This is a genomic window from Flavobacterium odoriferum (genome assembly GCF_025499515.1).
Classification (GTDB): Bacteria; Bacteroidota; Bacteroidia; order Flavobacteriales; family Flavobacteriaceae; genus Flavobacterium; species Flavobacterium odoriferum.
In genome coordinates, this window is record NZ_JAMKFA010000003.1 from 219390 (window position 1) to 235742 (window position 16353).

15 protein-coding genes are annotated in these 16353 nt (G+C 32.3%); 6 read left to right on the top strand and 9 right to left on the bottom strand.

Features of this window, described 5'->3' with window-relative positions; all coding sequences use genetic code 11:
• Positions 1-32: 32 nt before the first annotated feature.
• From M9Q43_RS04060 to M9Q43_RS04085, 6 genes are all read right to left on the bottom strand, one after another.
• Complete coding sequence (locus tag M9Q43_RS04060) at positions 33-290, bottom strand: DUF6952 family protein (protein ID WP_133606430.1); 258 nt, start codon at positions 288-290, stop codon at positions 33-35.
• Between the two features lie 2 nt (positions 291-292).
• Entirely contained in the window at positions 293-601 is a 309-nt protein-coding gene (locus M9Q43_RS04065) for a thioredoxin family protein (RefSeq protein ID WP_262317693.1), read from the bottom strand.
• 74 nt (positions 602-675) lie between these two features.
• The gene (locus M9Q43_RS04070) at positions 676-1311 is read right to left on the bottom strand and encodes a peroxiredoxin (protein WP_262317694.1); all 636 of its coding nucleotides are present in this window, start codon (positions 1309-1311) and stop codon (positions 676-678) included.
• 252 nt (positions 1312-1563) lie between these two features.
• Positions 1564-3744, bottom strand: a complete 2181-nt coding sequence (gene katG, locus M9Q43_RS04075; RefSeq protein WP_262317695.1) for a catalase/peroxidase HPI — start codon at positions 3742-3744, stop codon at positions 1564-1566.
• 137 nt (positions 3745-3881) lie between these two features.
• Complete coding sequence (gene nhaC / locus M9Q43_RS04080; RefSeq protein WP_262317696.1) at positions 3882-5339, bottom strand: Na+/H+ antiporter NhaC; 1458 nt, start codon at positions 5337-5339, stop codon at positions 3882-3884.
• Positions 5340-5455: 116 nt separating this feature from the next.
• Positions 5456-6658, bottom strand: coding sequence for an aminotransferase class I/II-fold pyridoxal phosphate-dependent enzyme (locus M9Q43_RS04085; protein WP_262317697.1), 1203 nt, complete (start codon positions 6656-6658; stop codon positions 5456-5458).
• Positions 6659-6841: 183 nt separating this feature from the next.
• Between M9Q43_RS04085 and M9Q43_RS04090 the strand changes: the two genes are divergently transcribed.
• The gene (locus M9Q43_RS04090; RefSeq protein WP_262317698.1) at positions 6842-7297 is read left to right on the top strand and encodes an Lrp/AsnC family transcriptional regulator; all 456 of its coding nucleotides are present in this window, start codon (positions 6842-6844) and stop codon (positions 7295-7297) included.
• A 97-nt stretch (positions 7298-7394) separates the two neighbouring features.
• Positions 7395-8798, top strand: a complete 1404-nt coding sequence (lpdA, locus tag M9Q43_RS04095; RefSeq protein ID WP_111567049.1) for a dihydrolipoyl dehydrogenase — start codon at positions 7395-7397, stop codon at positions 8796-8798.
• A 73-nt stretch (positions 8799-8871) separates the two neighbouring features.
• Here the strand turns inward: lpdA and M9Q43_RS04100 are convergent, their stop codons facing one another.
• The 3 genes from M9Q43_RS04100 to M9Q43_RS04110 are packed head-to-tail and all read right to left on the bottom strand — an operon-like array spanning position 8872 to position 11116.
• Positions 8872-9249, bottom strand: coding sequence for a DoxX family membrane protein (locus M9Q43_RS04100; protein WP_262317699.1), 378 nt, complete (start codon positions 9247-9249; stop codon positions 8872-8874).
• Positions 9250-9296: 47 nt separating this feature from the next.
• Positions 9297-10163 carry a tetratricopeptide repeat protein gene (locus tag M9Q43_RS04105; RefSeq protein WP_262317700.1) on the bottom strand — a complete coding sequence of 289 codons (867 nt, stop codon included), beginning with the start codon at positions 10161-10163 and terminating at the stop codon, positions 9297-9299.
• 59 nt (positions 10164-10222) lie between these two features.
• Positions 10223-11116: a DUF4349 domain-containing protein gene (locus tag M9Q43_RS04110; RefSeq protein ID WP_262317701.1), complete on the bottom strand. Its 894-nt coding sequence runs from the start codon at positions 11114-11116 to the stop codon at positions 10223-10225.
• Between the two features lie 182 nt (positions 11117-11298).
• On the opposite strand from M9Q43_RS04110, the gene M9Q43_RS04115 reads away from it, so the two are divergent.
• Genes M9Q43_RS04115 through M9Q43_RS04130 form a run of 4 tightly spaced genes read left to right on the top strand, consistent with a single transcriptional unit; the run spans position 11299 to position 16346 of the window.
• On the top strand, positions 11299-12582 hold the full coding sequence (locus M9Q43_RS04115; RefSeq protein WP_262317702.1) for an anthranilate synthase component I family protein: 1284 nt from the start codon (positions 11299-11301) through the stop codon (positions 12580-12582).
• A gap of 42 nt (positions 12583-12624) precedes the next feature.
• A complete protein-coding gene (locus tag M9Q43_RS04120; protein WP_262317703.1) occupies positions 12625-12981 on the top strand; it encodes a four helix bundle protein in 357 nt (118 codons plus the stop codon).
• A 33-nt stretch (positions 12982-13014) separates the two neighbouring features.
• Complete coding sequence (gene tilS, locus M9Q43_RS04125) at positions 13015-14319, top strand: tRNA lysidine(34) synthetase TilS (RefSeq protein WP_262317704.1); 1305 nt, start codon at positions 13015-13017, stop codon at positions 14317-14319.
• Positions 14319-16346 (top strand): protein-disulfide reductase DsbD family protein, encoded by a 2028-nt coding sequence (locus tag M9Q43_RS04130; RefSeq protein ID WP_262317705.1) that lies wholly within the window; start codon positions 14319-14321, stop codon positions 16344-16346. Before tilS ends, M9Q43_RS04130 begins: the two co-directional genes overlap by 1 nt.
• The last annotated feature ends 7 nt before the right edge of the window (positions 16347-16353 follow it).

Here is a 16353-nt window from a genome sequence, read left to right on the forward strand (position 1 = left end):
AAAAAAAACTCTCAATTTCTTGAGAGTTTCGTTTATTTATCAATCGAACCTAAAACACGCTTCATAAAATCGTTTAAAGCAGTTTTTTTGTCAGCTCCGTTTTTGATGGCTTGATGCACTTCAAGTGCTCCATACATGTTCGAAATTAACTCAGCAATTACATCTAATTCTTCATCTTTTAAAGAAGAAACTTCGCAAAGGTTTTCTAAAACTTCGATAGTTTCCACTAAATAATCCTGATCATTATCCTCAATAAATTGAGTTAACTGTTTTATTACGGGTAATTTCATAATTAAACTACTTCATTTACTAATTCGGCTAAAACTTCAGCTTTATTAGTTTGTGTTTGATTAACTAATACAGCATTTTTGAAAGTAGCAAACGTAGGTAAATTATCCACTTTTGCTAATTTTCTTGATTCTGGAAATTTTTCTGCATCAACCATTATGAAAGGAATTGATTCATTTTGTGAAGCCATCATTTTGAATTTTGGTTTCATAATACGACAATTTCCACACCATGATGCTGAGTATTGAACAACAACTGTTTCGTTGTTTGCAATTACTTCAGCTAAATTATCTTGTTCTATTTCTGTAAACATTTTTTTTAGTTTAAAGTTTCATGTTTCAAGTTCCAAGTTGAATAACCTGAAACCTGAAACTTGAAACAAAATTATTAATGAGAAGCTAAATAAGCAGCAGTACTGTTTCTATCAGCACTCATTGCTTCTTTTCCTTCTTCCCAGTTAGCTGGACAAACTTCACCTTTAGTTTGTACGTGAGTGTAAGCATCAATTAATCTTAAATACTCGTTTACGTTTCTTCCTAATGGCATATCGTTAACGCTTTCGTGGAATACTTTTCCTTCTTCGTCAATTAAATATGTTGCTCTGAAAGTTACATTTGAACCTTCTAAGATTTCATCATTTAAATCTTCATTGTAAACCCATTCTGCATCTAAAATATCTAAAGCAGCAGCCAAGTTTCTTGTTGTATCAGCTAAAAGTGGGTAAGTTACACCTTCGATGCCTCCGTTATCTTTTGCTGTGTTTAACCACGCAAAGTGTACTTCGTTAGTATCACATGAAGCACCAATTACTGTAGTGTTTCTTTTTTCAAATTCTTGTAAAGCTGCTTGAAAAGCGTGTAATTCTGTTGGACACACGAAAGTAAAATCTTTTGGGTACCAAAATAAAACTACTTTTTTCTTGTTGTTAACCGCTTCTTCTAAAATATTGATTCTTAAATTATCTCCCATAAAAGAGATTGCGTCAACTGTGATGTTTGGGAATTTTTTTCCTACTAATGCCATGATTTATTATTTAAAAATTATTATTGTTTTTCTGAGTGCGAAATTACAAATACAATAGTTAATAAAACATGATATTTATTATATTTTCAAATATTTGAATAGATAAAATTTATGATAAAAAATCTTATGAAATTTACTTATTTCGAAAAATGATTTTAAAATTAAGTAAAGTGAAAAATTTAATGGTATAAAAAATAATACCATCAAAAAAATGATGGTATTATTAGAAAAACAATAATAAATATGGAAATTTTATTTTAAATCAAATCGGTCTAAGTGCATTACTTTTGTCCAAACATTGATAAAATCTTTTACAAATTTTTCTTTGTTATCATCTTGAGCATAAACTTCTGCATAAGCTCTTAAAACGGAATTAGAACCAAAAATCAAATCAACTCTTGTTGCAGTCCACTTTGTTGCTCCTGATTTTTTATCTACAATATTGTATAAGTTTTCGCCAACAGGTTTCCAACTATAACTCATATCGGTAAGATTCACAAAGAAATCATTAGTTAAAACGCCTTCGTTATGTGTGAAAACACCGTGTTTTGTTCCGCCGAAGTTAGTACCAAGAACACGCATTCCTCCAATTAAAACAGTCATTTCTGCTGCAGTTAATCCAAGAAGTTGCGCTTTGTCCAACATTAATTCTTCTGGTTGAACTACATATTTCGCTTTCATAAAGTTTCGGAATGCATCGTTTGTTGGTTCTAAAACTTCGAAAGATTCTGCATCTGTCATTTCTTGCGAAGCGTCACCTCTTCCTGCATGGAAAGGAACTTTTACATTGAATCCACCTTCTTGAGCCGCTTTTTCAATTGCAGCGCTTCCTCCCAAAACAATTAAATCTGCAATACTTACTTTTTTACTTAAACCAGACTGAATTTCGACTAATTTATTCAAAACTTTTTGTAATCTTTCAGGTTCGTTGGCTACCCAACTTCTCTGAGGTTGTAGACGGATTCTTGCTCCATTTGCTCCACCTCTAAAATCAGAACCTCTAAACGTTCTTGCACTATCCCAAGCCGTGTTGATTAATTCTGCTCTTGTTAATCCGCTATTTAATAATTTAGTTTTTAATTCTTCAATTTCTGAATCGGACAAAGTGTAATCTACTTTAGGAATTGGGTCTTGCCAAATTAAATCTTCTGCAGGAACATCAGCACCTAAATAACGCTCTTTTGGACCTAAATCTCTGTGTGTTAATTTGAACCAAGCTCTGGCAAATACATCTGAAAAATAAGCAGGATCTTTATAAAAGCGTTCCGAAATTTCTCTGTAAGCAGGATCCATTTTCATTGCCATATCAGCATCGGTCATAATTGGATTTCTTCTTACAGATGGATTATGAGCATCAATTGGCATGTCTTCTTCCTTAATATTAATAGGTTCCCATTGCCAAGCACCAGCTGGACTTTTCTTTAATTCCCAATCGTAATTTAATAATAAATGGAAATATTCGTTATCCCAACGAGTAGGGTGGGTTGTCCAAGAACCTTCTATACCACTTGTTACAGCATGTGCACCGCCGCCGTTTGGATTTAACCAACCAAAACCTTGGTTTTCAATAGCACCTGCTTCTGGTTCTGGACCTAATGTAGAAGCATCACCATTTCCGTGAGCTTTTCCTACCGTGTGACCTCCAGCGGTTAAAGCAACAGTTTCTTCATCGTTCATTGCCATTCGTTTGAATGTGATTCGAACATCATGTGCTGTTTTTAATGGGTCTGGTTGTCCGTCAACACCTTCTGGATTTACATAAATTAATCCCATCATTACGGCTGCCAATGGATTTTCTAAATCTCTTTCTCCTGAATATCTACTGCCTTCGCTTCCTGATTTTGCTAACCATTCTTTTTCAGCTCCCCAATACACATCTTTTTCAGGATGCCAAATATCTTCACGACCACCTGCAAATCCGAAAGTTTTCAATCCCATTGATTCGTATGCCATATTTCCGGCTAAAATCATTAAATCTGCCCAAGAAATTTTATTTCCATATTTCTTTTTGATAGGCCATAATAATCTCCTAGCTTTATCTAAGTTTCCGTTATCGGGCCAACTATTTAAAGGTGCAAAACGAATGTTTCCAGTTCCTGCGCCTCCACGACCATCTGAAATTCTATATGTTCCAGCAGAATGCCAAGCCATACGAATCATTAATCCACCATAGTGTCCCCAATCGGCTGGCCACCAATCTTGACTATTGGTCATAAAGGTTTTTAAATCATTCTTTAATGCTTCTAAATCTAATTTTTTAAATTCTTCGGCATAATTAAAATTTTCACCTAACGGATTGGTTTTGGTATCGTGTTGGTGAAGAATATCTAAGTTTAGTGATTTTGGCCACCAATCTTGATTCTTTACACCATCACTTAATCCTTTTTGGTTTTGATGAAAAGGGCATTTACTAATGTCGTTTGAGTTTTCCATATTCAATAATTTTAATTTATGTTGTAAGTGTTTGTTTTCTAATTTTCTACACTTGCTAATTTACAAATAAAAAAACCACTACTTGATTTAAGTAATGGTTAAATTTTATTTAAAAATAGATTTTATTGATAGTTTATCTATTCTTTGATATTTGAAACTAATTGTTTGATTTTGATATTGAATGCTGCAAAAATTAAAGTCATAAACGGACTGATGATATTGAAGAAAGCATAAGGTAAATAATCAAGAGTTGAAACACCAAGAGTTCCTGCTTGATAAGCCCCACAAGTATTCCAAGGTACCAATACTGAAGTTACTGTTCCAGTATCTTCTAGTGTTCTACTTAAATTTTCAGGTGCTAATCCTTTATCTCTATAGGCTTTTGCAAACATTTTCCCAGGAACTACAATCGCTAAATATTGATCAGAAGCTGTAATGTTTAAAGCTAAACAACTTCCAACAGTTGAAGCGAATAAACCAAAAGTTGTATGTGCTAATTTTAATAATGATTCACTAATTCTTGCTAAGGCACCAATTGCATCCATAATTCCACCAAAAACCATAGCACAAAGAATTAACCAAATTGTTGGTAACATTTTAGCCATACCACCTGAAGTAAATAAATCTGCTAAGGTTTTGTTTTCTGTAGGAACAACCACTTTTGATGTAATTGCATCCATTACACCTTTATAAGCTGACTTAAAATCCATTGTTTCAACACCAGCAATTTGATTTATAATTTGAGGTTGAAAAATTACAGCAAAAATTCCGGCTAATAATGTTCCTACCAATAAAGCTACTAATGGTTCTGTCTTTTTTACAATTAATCCAATTACGATTACTGGAACTAAAAATAACCAGCCCGAAACATTAAATGAAGTGGTAATTGCTGTTAATAGTTCATTTGTATTTACATCGCCTTTTACTTCAATAGAAAGTCCTAAAATAATGAATAAAATTAGTGTTATAATGTATGTTGGAATAGTTGTTAATGTCATGTATTTGATGTGCGTAAACAAATCTGTTCCAGCCATAGCAGGAGCAAGGTTGGTTGTGTCTGACATTGGTGATAATTTATCTCCAAAATAGGCTCCCGAAATTACAGCTCCGGCCACCATTCCTAAATCAAAGCCTAAAGCGCCTCCAATTCCAATTAAAGCAATACCAACAGTTGCCGATGTGGTCCAAGAACTCCCTGTTGCAATTGAAATTACCGAACAAATAATTAATGTTGCTGGTAAAAAAATTGCTGGACTTAATATTTGTAATCCGTAATAAATCATTGAAGGGATAATACCGCTAACCATCCAAGTTCCAGCAAGTGCACCTACCATTAGAAGTATTAATATTGCACCAGCAGTAGACTTAATGTTATTTGCTACTTCATCTAACATTTTATGAAAGGAAACTTTATTAAAATAGCCTACAATTGCAGCAACTGCACCACCTAAAAGTAAAACAAATTGATTACTTCCTCCTAAAGAAGCATCTCCATAAATATATACGTTAAAAGCTAACATTCCAATTAATGCGACTACTGGAATTAATGCTTCCCAAAGTTTTAATTCTTTATTATTATTGATTTTTGTATCCATTTAGTTTTATTTGAGCTCGCAATATAGAAAAATCATATTTTACAACAAAGTATCGTTAAAATAAAAAATCCGATTCATTGCTAAATCGGACTTTTTTAAAATTTATTTTGATTGAATTATAAAACTCCTAATTCTATCATACATTGTTTCATCATTTGATAGGTTCTTTCGATATCGTTATCTAAACCAATTGAAAAACGAATTAAACCATCAGTTAAGCCCATTTCTGCTTGTTCTTCTAATGGAATTTCTGATGAAGTTGAAGTTCCAGGAGCACTGAATAATGTTTTGTAAAATCCTAAACTTACAGCTAAGTAACCTAAGTTTCTTTCTTGCATTAATTCCATTAAAGCATTGGCTTTGTCTAGACTTCCCACGTCAATTGTCATCATTCCTCCAAAACCATATTCTGGATTAATCATGCTTTTGTAGATTTCATGACTTGGATGACTTGCTAAACCTGGGTAAACCGTTTTAATTCCGTCAGCTTCAAATTTATTAGCCAAATACATTGCGTTGTAGCTGTGTTGTTTCATTCTGATGTGTAACGTTCTTAGGTTTTTCATTACAGATGCCGAACGTAAACTGTCCATTGTTGGACCTAAAAGCATACTTGCTCCGTCGTTTACATTTTTCAAGCTGTTGATGAACTCTTGAGAAGCACATGTTACACCACCAACTGTATCGCTACTTCCGTTAATGTATTTTGTTAGAGAATGAATAACAATATCAGCACCTAATTTCGCTGGAGCAACAGATAAAGGTGAAAACGTATTGTCAACTACTAATTTGATATTGTGTTTTTTAGCAATTTTAGCCAATGAAGTAATATCAGCTACTTCTAATAAAGGATTACTCACGGTTTCGCAGTATAAAACTTTCGTATTTGGAGTAATAGCTGCTTCAACTACGTCTAATTTTGTGATATCAACAAAGGTAGTTTTGATGCCCATTCTTGGAACGAAATTCTTTAAAAAGGCATAAGTTCCACCGTAGATAGTTCTACTTGAAACAATATGGTCGCCATTTCCACATAATTGCAAAAGAGTAGGAGTGATAGCGCCCATTCCAGAAGCAGCAACATTTGCCGATTCTGTTCCTTCCATTGCAGCTAGTGCTTTGTCTAAGTATAAATTACTTGGCGATGAATGACGTGAATATAAATAACAACCTTCTGCATTACCTTCGAAAGTATCGAACATCGTTTTTGCGGAAAGAAAAGTGTAAGTTGAACTGTCTGAAATAGATGGATTTACACCACCAAATTCTCCGAAATATTGTAAATCTTGTATACGATCTGCAGGATTGAATTTTTCCATATTTTTAAAGTTTAGTTGTTTATTTTAAATCAAAAATATAATTTGGTAAACTATTATTCAATACTTGAAATTAAAATTAGATTTTTATTCTAAATTTAGTTAAAGTTGTAGTTTTTATTTCTGTTATTTATTCGTTTTAGTTACATTTGCTGACAACTAAAAAACAAACAACACAACTAACCAATGGACGCAATCGACAAAAAACTTTTAGGTTTTCTGCAAGAAGACACTAAAAGGACAACTAAGGAGCTTTCCTTATTATTAAATCTTTCCGTAACCGCTGTTTACGAACGTATTAAAAAACTAGAACGTGAAGGAGTGATTACCAAATACGTAGCGCTTTTAGACCGTGTTAAATTAGACAAATCTTTCGTGGTTTTTTGTCACATCAAGTTAAACCAACACACAAAAGACTACATCACTACGTTTGAAAATGAAGTAGTGAAATTAACTGAAGTTTCAGAATGTTATCACGTAAGTGGTGATTACGACTATATTTTAAAAGTGAACGTTAAAGACATGGAAGAATACCGTGAATTCATGGTTACGAAGCTTACCGGTTTGCAACATATTGGAAGTACGCACAGTTCATTTATGATTGGAGAAGTAAAATATACAACCGCTTTTACTTTAAACTAAGCTATAATAATTTACCAAAAAAGTAACAAAGAATTAATTCAAAAAGCGTTACTTTTGTATCCGAATTTAAGTCAAACAACAAACTTTATATAAAATCATGAGTCAATTTGATGTAACCATTATAGGTTCTGGACCTGGAGGATATGTTTCAGCTATCCGTTGTGCCCAATTAGGTTTTAAAACTGCTATTATTGAAAAATATTCAACTCTTGGAGGAACTTGTTTAAACGTGGGATGTATTCCATCGAAAGCATTACTAGCATCTTCTCATCATTATGAAGAGTTACAACACTTTGCTGACCACGGAATTGAAGTTTCTGGAGATGTAAAAGTGAATTTAGAAAAAATGATTGCTCGTAAACAAGCAGTTGTAGATCAAACTTCGGGTGGTGTAAAATTCTTAATGGATAAAAACAACATCACAGTTTTCAACGGAGTAGGTTCGTTTGAAAGCGCTACTTCTGTAAAAGTGACTAAAGAAGATGGTTCTTCGGAAATCATCGAATCTAAAAATATAATTATTGCTACAGGTTCTAAACCTTCAAGCTTACCTTTTATCAAATTAGATAAAGAAAGAATCATCACGTCTACTGAAGCTTTGAAACTGAAAGAAGTTCCAAAACACTTAGTAATTATTGGTGGTGGTGTTATCGGTATCGAATTAGGTCAAGTATATTTACGTTTAGGAGCGCAAGTTTCTGTAGTAGAATTCATGGACAGAATCATTCCAGGAATGGACGCTGCTTTATCAAAAGAATTGACTAAAGTATTGAAAAAACAAGGAATGAAATTCTACACGTCTCACAAAGTGCAATCGGTAGAAAGAGCTGGAGATGTTGTAACGGTAAAAGCAGAAAATGCTAAAGGAGAAATCATCACGTTAGAAGGAGATTATTCATTAGTTTCTGTAGGTCGTCGTCCTTACACAGATGGATTAAACGCTGAAAAAGCAGGAGTAAAAGTTGCCGATAGAGGTCAAATTGAAGTAAACGATCATTTACAAACTTCAGCTTCAAATGTTTATGCAATTGGTGATGTAGTTCGTGGAGCTATGTTAGCACACAAAGCGGAAGAAGAAGGAGTAATGGTAGCTGAAATCTTAGCAGGTCAAAAACCTCATATCGATTATAATCTAATTCCTGGTGTAGTGTACACTTGGCCAGAAGTTGCCGCTGTTGGAAAAACAGAAGAGCAATTAAAAGCAGAAGGTGTAGCTTACAAAGCAGGAAGTTTCCCATTCAAAGCATTAGGAAGAGCTAGAGCAGGTGGCGATACTGACGGATTTGTAAAAATCTTAGCTGATGCCAAAACAGATGAAGTTTTAGGAGTTCATATGATTGGTGCAAGATGTGCTGATTTAATTGCAGAAGCTGTTACAGCAATGGAATTCAGAGCAAGTGCAGAAGATATTTCAAGAATGTCTCACGCACACCCAACGTTTGCAGAAGCTATCAAAGAAGCAGCATTAGCAGCAACTGATAACAGAGCATTACACGTGTAAAAAGAAAAGTCATTATATGAAAAATCCCAAATTCAATTGAGTTTGGGATTTTTTTATTAGTTTTATTTTAAAATTATGGTTTTACAATTTCTTTAAAACCATCCCAATTAGCATAAATTAAAAACACATTAGCAAATAAAATGGCTGCTGCCATTGGAATATCTGCACCTGTAACAACTACGTGAATTAGAAAAATATTGATGCTTATGGGTAACAAAATGATAGTTCCTAGTCGAACAAATTTACCACTTACTAACATTAATCCTGCTACTAATTCAATAGCTTTTGCTACAGGAAAAATGTATTTTGAAGCCATAAATCCAGCCATTAATGTAGCCAAATCTCCAGTTGGTTCAGGTTGTTCTCCCATTAGGTTGAAAAAATAAGAAATAGAAGCAAAAAGCATCATAGCTCCTAAAAGTACTCGAACAATAATAGTTGCAATTTTCATAATTTGAATAGTTTTTGGTTAGTAATTTCAAATATAGCGAAATATTTTTACCTTTTACTATTCCATTCTTTTTCAAAAAAATCAATATACTGAGCATATTGAGAACCTTTTTCGGCATATGTTTTAGTTATTTTTGCCCATTCATCAAACTTAGCTTTATTCTTAATTAAGAAATATCCTTGAGCCATATTTACTGCCATCTCCGATTTTTCAAAATTACTATCAGACAAACTAATTCCTTTTTTATATGTTTTTTCCGCCATGTCTAATTTATTTAGTTTAGAATAGGCATATCCTAATTCTCTATAAAAAGAATAATTTTTAGAATCGTTTTTTAAAGCCTTTTCTAAAATTGGAATTGATTTATCATATTGTCCTAAATGATTGTGTGCATAAGCAATTTCGAATTCTAAACCTTTATGATGGGGTTCTTTTTGATAACCTTTATTTAAATACAATAAAGCTTTTTCACAAGCACCAACATGATTAAAGTGGTAGCCTAATTGTTTTAAATTTTCAACTGAATCCTCTGAAAACTTATAACTACTTAACCAATCAGGTTCTTTAGTTAGATTAAGTTCTTTAACTTTATCATCACCCAAAATTGACATTTTTACAATGTTTGGATTATCTAATCTTTTTATTATCATCTGATAGGCTGGCTGTGCCTCACCAATGTATTTATTGTTTTTATCAATAAAAAAGCTTCCACCTAAATTAAATGTAATTCCAGCAGAAATATCAATATAAATAAAACCATAAGTATATAAGCTATCATTATCCTTTTTAGGTAAAACAACCCATTTATTTATGGCATCGTAAAAATTGGTTTCAAATTTAAGCTCACTGTTTTCTTGAGCATTAGCATTAGTAAAAAATAGAATACTTAGGCAAATGATAAATAGTTTTTTCATAAATAAAATATTAGTATTTCAAATATATAAAAAACCATCAGGAAACTGATGGTTTTTTCTTACTTTTTTAAAAACTTCTTATATCCAAAGAACCCTAAAAACCCAATCAAGGCAAATGGCCAAAGAACAATAACAAAAGAAATAATGTTTTCCAACATAAACCAACCCGTTTTTAAGCTATCCCAAATTTGTAAACCAATATTTGGTCGGTAAGCGTTGATGCTTTTTTCATTAGCTACCATTTCTTGTTTGATGCTTTCGTCTTGGTAAATGTTTAGTGTTAAAGTACTAAAATTAACTTGATATTGAAGCGATAAATTCTGCAATTTTGAAGCGTCATTTTGTTCTTTTTTAGCATCTAACGTTTCTTCTGCTTTTACAACTTGATTCAGTTTCTTTCCTTTAGAATCAATTGCATTTTCCAAACGCTTTTCAGATGAATTACTTCTTTTTTGGGCTAATTCATTGGATAACATTTGTAACGAAACATCATCTGCTTTGATAATGCGATAATCTAAAAAATGAATTTGTTTTGCAATGGTTTTAATAACTGTATCCATTTTCGTATTCGGAACGCGAATGGTGATATTGTTATCTACTTTATATTTTGTAGTTACTAAAGTACTATCCTGACTAACTTTGGTTCGGTCTTCGCTGTGAATATTACTTTGTAGATTGGTATAAGTTACAAATCCACCAAATTTCGTAGTTGCATCTTCAATAGCATAAGTTGATTTGGCAACATTCTTGACTTTAAATTTTACATCAGCGGTTCGGACAAATTGTCGATTGCTGTTTTTGTTTTCAACGGCTGCCGAAGAGGAAACAACACTTGTGCTATCGGTTGCAGCTTCTTCTTCATAATTTGCATCTTCTGACGCAGCAGATTCTTTACATGCGAATACTAAACCAAGCGCTAGTAAAGTCAATACGATTTTGGTGTTTTTGTTCATAAAAATTCATTTTAAGTTATTGATTAATTGTTTTTAATACGTGTAGTTTTAGAATCAATACAAATGAATTTTTAATGGGTTAGTTGTAGAGGCAAGAATAAAAATCGTGCCAAATTTTAACATTTGAACCATTTTCCAACAACTATTTTTTTGTTGTACTTTTACGAAGTAAATTTTCCAATTTGAGAACAGTAATTACAAAAGATATTTCGCGTTTTTCCGACTTTAAAAACCAACTTTTACATTGGGCCAACCAACACAGAGAAGTTGTTTTTTTAGATTCGAATTCCTATCATCAAAAGTATTCGAGTTACGATGCGGTTTTGGCGGTGGATGCTTTTACTTCGATTAAAACCGATTACGAAAATGCGTTTCAAGATTTGTATCAGTACCAAAGTCAAATGAAAGATTGGTTGTTTGGTTACTTATCCTACGATTTAAAAAATGATACCGAAGTTTTACATTCCAACAATTTTGACGGATTAGAATTCCCCGATTTATTCTTCTTTCAACCTAAAAAGTTGTTTCTAATCAAAGAAAATCAAGTCGAAATTCAATATTTAAGAATGTGTGATGACGAAATTGAAGCTGATTTCGTAGAAATCTTATCTATCGCATCCATCAAAAATCACCCATCAATCATCAATATCCAACAACGCATCTCAAAAGAAAATTACCTTTCCAAAGTTTCAAAAATGCTCGAACACATTCATCGTGGCGACATTTACGAAGCCAATTTCTGTATGGAATTTTTTGCCGAAAATGCTGAAATTGAACCTTTAGAAATTTATCAAAAGTTGAATGCTATTTCGGAACCACCATTTGCATTGTATTTCAAAAATAATTTCCAATATTTACTTTCGGCTTCACCCGAACGTTATTTGCGAAAAGAAGGAAATAAAGTCATTTCCCAACCGATTAAAGGAACAGCCAAAAGAAGTCTCGATTTAGAACAAGACGAACAATTAAAATCTGATTTAGCTCAAAACGAGAAAGAGCGTTCGGAAAACATCATGATTGTGGATTTAGTTCGAAACGATTTATCTCACACTGCTACAAAAGGAAGTGTTCAAGTGGAAGAATTGTGTCAGATTTATACTTTTAAACAAGTCCACCAAATGATTTCGACCATTGTTTCCGAAGTAGAAAATACCACTTCGCCTGTAGAAATTATTAGAACTACTTTTCCTATGGGAAGTATGACTGGCGCACCCAAAATTTCAGCTATGCAAATCATTGAAGAATTAGAAGAAACAAAACGCGGTTTGTACAGTGGAGCGGTGGGTTATTTTACACCAACTGGCGATTTCGATTTCAATGTGGTCATTAGAAGTATTTTGTATAATTCAAAAAATCAATATTTATCTTTTTCTGTTGGAAGTGCTATTACTTCTCAAGCTATTCCTGAAATGGAATACGAAGAATGTTTGTTGAAGGCAAAGGCAATGTTTGAGGTTTTAAGCTAGGAAAAAGAAATAAGGGATTAGGGAAAAGTAAAAACAATAAATATGAAAAGTTATAGAGATTTAATAGTTTGGCAAAAATCGATGAGTTGGGTTACAATAGTTTATTCTCTAACATCAAAAATTCCTGAAAGTGAAAAGTTTGGATTAATTTCACAAATTAGGAGAAGTTCAGTCGCTATTCCTTCAAATATTGCTGAAGGTTATGGCAGAAATTATAAAAAAGATTATTCAAGATTTTTGCAGATTTCAAGAGGTTCTTTGTTTGAATGTCAAACGCAAATAGAAATTGCAATAAATTTAGGTTTTATTTCAAGTGAAGATTGTAAAGAAATCAATGATTTGTCTATTGAAATTGAAAAAATGCTAAATTCACTAATAAATAAATTATCAGAAAACTAATCCCTTTTCCCTTTTTACTAATTACTTTTGATAATGCTTACAAAATTCCAATATCATATCGAACAAAATTTCGCCCAACTAAAAGACAAGAAATTGCTCTTAGCAGTTAGTGGAGGCATTGATAGTATGGTTTTGTTGGATTTGTTTTACAAGTTGAGGTTTGATATTTGCATAGTACATTGCAATTTCCAACTTCGTGGAAAAGAGAGTGATGCAGATGAAATGTTGGTTAGGGAAACTTGCCAAGACAGCTATATTCCTTATTTTATTGAGTCGTTTGACACACTCGAATTTGCTAAAGAAAACAAACTTTCCATTCAATTAGCCGCTCGAAAGTTGCGTTACGATTGGTTTCAAGAATTTATTTCACTTGGATTTGATTATGTTTTAACTGCACATCATTTGGATGACAATGTAGAAACGTTTTTAATCAATTTTACAAGAGGAACTGGCTTAGAAGGTTTAACGGGAATTCCAGCTCAAAATGGAAACATTATTCGTCCATTGTTGCCTTTTTCACGAGAGGAAATTGAAAATTATGCGCTAGAAAATAAAATTCAATGGAGAGAAGATTCTAGTAATGCTTCAGACAAGTATTTTAGAAATAAATTACGTCACAATATTGTTCCCACTTTAAAAGAATTGAATACAGGATTTTTAGATTCGTTTCAAAATACCTTACATCATTTGCACCAAGCAGAATCTTTGGTTAACGATGCTTCAAAATTGGTTTATGAGAAAGTTGTTGAAGAGAAGAAAAATCAAGTAGAAATTCATTTGAATTCATTGCTTCAATTCAAAAATTACAAAGCATATTTGTACCAATGGCTTAAAAATTACGGATTTTCAGCTTGGAATGATATTTATGATTTGGTGGAAGCACAATCAGGAAAACAGGTTTTTTCTGAAACCCATGTTTTGTTGAAAGATCGAGAGAAATTAATCCTTTCCGAGAGAAAATCATCAAATAATTCGGAAGTTTTGATCATAGAATCGATAGAAAGTAAAGTTAATATTCCCTTAAAACTTAGGTTTTGTAAAGCAGTTAACATTTTTGAAACAGTTTCCAATTGTATATTTGTAGATGAAAGTAAGATCAAATTTCCATTAACGATTCGAAAATGGCAAGAAGGAGATTATTTTTATCCATCAGGAATGAATGGAAAAAAGAAATTGAGCAAGTATTTTAAAGACGAAAAATATTCGCTTTTAGATAAAGAAAATCAGTGGTTATTATGTTCGGAAGATCAAATTATTTGGGTAATTGGAAAACGAGCAGACAATCGCTATATTGCAAACGAAACAACACAAAATAGTATAAAAATCGAATTAAAATAATGAAAAAATTAACCTACATTTTATTATTACTAACCTTTTTTGCTCAAGGTCAAATTATAAATCCTGTAAAATGGAAAACCAAAATAGTTCAAAAATCAGCTACCGAATTTGAATTGGTTATGGATGCTACCATTGAAAACGAGTGGCACATGTATTCGCAATTCACACCAGAAAATGGACCACTTCCAACCGTTTTCAACTACAAAAATGCAAAAGGAAACTTCGATTTAGTTGGGAAAACCAAAGAAAGTCCATACAAAAAAGTATACAACGATATTTTTGAGGTAGACGAATATTATTTTGCTAAAACGGCTCAGTTCAAGCAAATCATAAAAGTTACCAATCCAAAATTAAAAGAAGTAAAAGTTTATGTGGAATACCAAGTTTGTAAAGAACAATGTATTCAGCAAGATGCTACGTTTACGTTTAAATTGCCAGAAATTAAGGTGGAAGATGTAGCGTCAACAAATGTAATTTCGACTGATACAACAACAATAACTACCGATACAGCAACTGTTGAAACAGCAGATGCAGAAAAACCAATTAAAGAAGTTACATCAACTTTGGCTCCGAATGAAGAAAAAAAGAATGGATGGTTATTATTTCTTGCAACTCTATTAGCTGGAATATTAGTTACATTCACTCCTTGTGTTTTTCCAATGATTCCAATGACAGTAAGTTTTTTCTTAAAGCAAAGTGCTCACGGAGATAAAAAGAAAGGACGATTTAATGCGTTAATGTATGGTTTCTTTATTGTATTGATTTATGTATTGATTTCATTACCATTTCATATTTTTGAAGGAATTAGCGAGGATGTTTTTTACGAGGTATCAACAAATCCCTATTTGAATTTATTCTTTTTTGCAGTTTTTACCATTTTTGCGATATCATTTTTGGGTGCATTTGAGATTACTATTCCATCTAGTTTAGCTAATAAAGTTGATAATGCCTCAAATAAAGGAGGTTTGATAGGAATCTTCTTCATGGCATTAACTTTAATAATTGTTTCTTTTTCATGTACGGGACCTGCTTTAGGGTTAGTTATTGGAGGTGCTTTATCTACTGATGGTGGCGCAACTTTATTAACAATTGCCATGTTAGGATTTGGAGTTGGTTTAGCTTTTCCATTTATGATTTTTGCTTTATTCCCAAGTATGATGGGTAATTTGCCAAAATCGGGTGGTTGGTTAAATACCGTTAAAGTTGTATTTGGTTTTATCGAATTGGCTCTAGCTTTCAAATTTTTCTCAATGGCTGATTTAGTTATGGATTGGCATATTTTAGAGAGAGAAACTTTTATTGCTATTTGGGTGGCATTATTTTTAGGTTTAGCATTATATCTTTTTGGAAAAATTACATTGCCACATGATAGCCCTCTTTCACATATTTCTGTTGGAAGATTATTATTAGGTTTATTGTCTTTAACCTTTGCAGTTTATTTAATTCCAGGTTTATGGGGAGCTCCATTAAATGTAATTAGTGGTTTTCCACCACCAATGTCATATAGTGAAAGTCCAAACGGAGTAGGAGCAAAAAATAGTATCGAATCAAATAGTAGTTCAGGAGAAGAATTACCAGAGCATGCTCAATATGGGCCTCATAAAATCGTTGCTTTTCATGATTATGATGAAGGTTTAGCATATGCAAAAAAAGTAAATAAACCAGTTTTAATTGATTTTACAGGTGTAACTTGTGTAAATTGTAGAAGAATGGAAGAATTAGTTTGGGCAAAACCAGAAATTTTAAATATTCTTAAAAACGATGTTGTACTTATTTCTTTGTACGTTGACGATAGAAAAGAGTTACCTAAAGATGAAGTTTATACAACTAAATCAGGAAAAGAAATTACTACATATGGTAAAAAATGGAGTGATTTAGCAATTACAAAATATAAAGCTAACATTCAACCATATTACATCTTAATGGCACATGATGAATCCAATTTAAACCAACCTGTAGGTTATACACCAGATGTTGAAGAATATAAAACTTGGTTAAAAGAAGGTATCTCAAAATTCAAAAAATAAATCAAAT

What these genes read in the sequence shown, in the direction of transcription:
- M9Q43_RS04060 (WP_133606430.1), bottom strand. Translation starts at nt 290, where the DNA reads ATGAAATTACCCGTAATAAAACAGTTAACTCAATTTATTGAGGATAAT.
- M9Q43_RS04065 (WP_262317693.1), bottom strand. Translation starts at nt 601, where the DNA reads ATGTTTACAGAAATAGAACAAGATAATTTAGCTGAAGTAATTGCAAAC.
- M9Q43_RS04070 (WP_262317694.1), bottom strand. Translation starts at nt 1,311, where the DNA reads ATGGCATTAGTAGGAAAAAAATTCCCAAACATCACAGTTGACGCAATC.
- katG (WP_262317695.1), bottom strand. Translation starts at nt 3,744, where the DNA reads ATGGAAAACTCAAACGACATTAGTAAATGCCCTTTTCATCAAAACCAA.
- nhaC (WP_262317696.1), bottom strand. Translation starts at nt 5,339, where the DNA reads ATGGATACAAAAATCAATAATAATAAAGAATTAAAACTTTGGGAAGCA.
- M9Q43_RS04085 (WP_262317697.1), bottom strand. Translation starts at nt 6,658, where the DNA reads ATGGAAAAATTCAATCCTGCAGATCGTATACAAGATTTACAATATTTC.
- M9Q43_RS04090 (WP_262317698.1), top strand. Translation starts at nt 6,842, where the DNA reads ATGGACGCAATCGACAAAAAACTTTTAGGTTTTCTGCAAGAAGACACT.
- lpdA (WP_111567049.1), top strand. Translation starts at nt 7,395, where the DNA reads ATGAGTCAATTTGATGTAACCATTATAGGTTCTGGACCTGGAGGATAT.
- M9Q43_RS04100 (WP_262317699.1), bottom strand. Translation starts at nt 9,249, where the DNA reads ATGAAAATTGCAACTATTATTGTTCGAGTACTTTTAGGAGCTATGATG.
- M9Q43_RS04105 (WP_262317700.1), bottom strand. Translation starts at nt 10,163, where the DNA reads ATGAAAAAACTATTTATCATTTGCCTAAGTATTCTATTTTTTACTAAT.
- M9Q43_RS04110 (WP_262317701.1), bottom strand. Translation starts at nt 11,116, where the DNA reads ATGAACAAAAACACCAAAATCGTATTGACTTTACTAGCGCTTGGTTTA.
- M9Q43_RS04120 (WP_262317703.1), top strand. Translation starts at nt 12,625, where the DNA reads ATGAAAAGTTATAGAGATTTAATAGTTTGGCAAAAATCGATGAGTTGG.
- tilS (WP_262317704.1), top strand. Translation starts at nt 13,015, where the DNA reads ATGCTTACAAAATTCCAATATCATATCGAACAAAATTTCGCCCAACTA.
- M9Q43_RS04130 (WP_262317705.1), top strand. Translation starts at nt 14,319, where the DNA reads ATGAAAAAATTAACCTACATTTTATTATTACTAACCTTTTTTGCTCAA.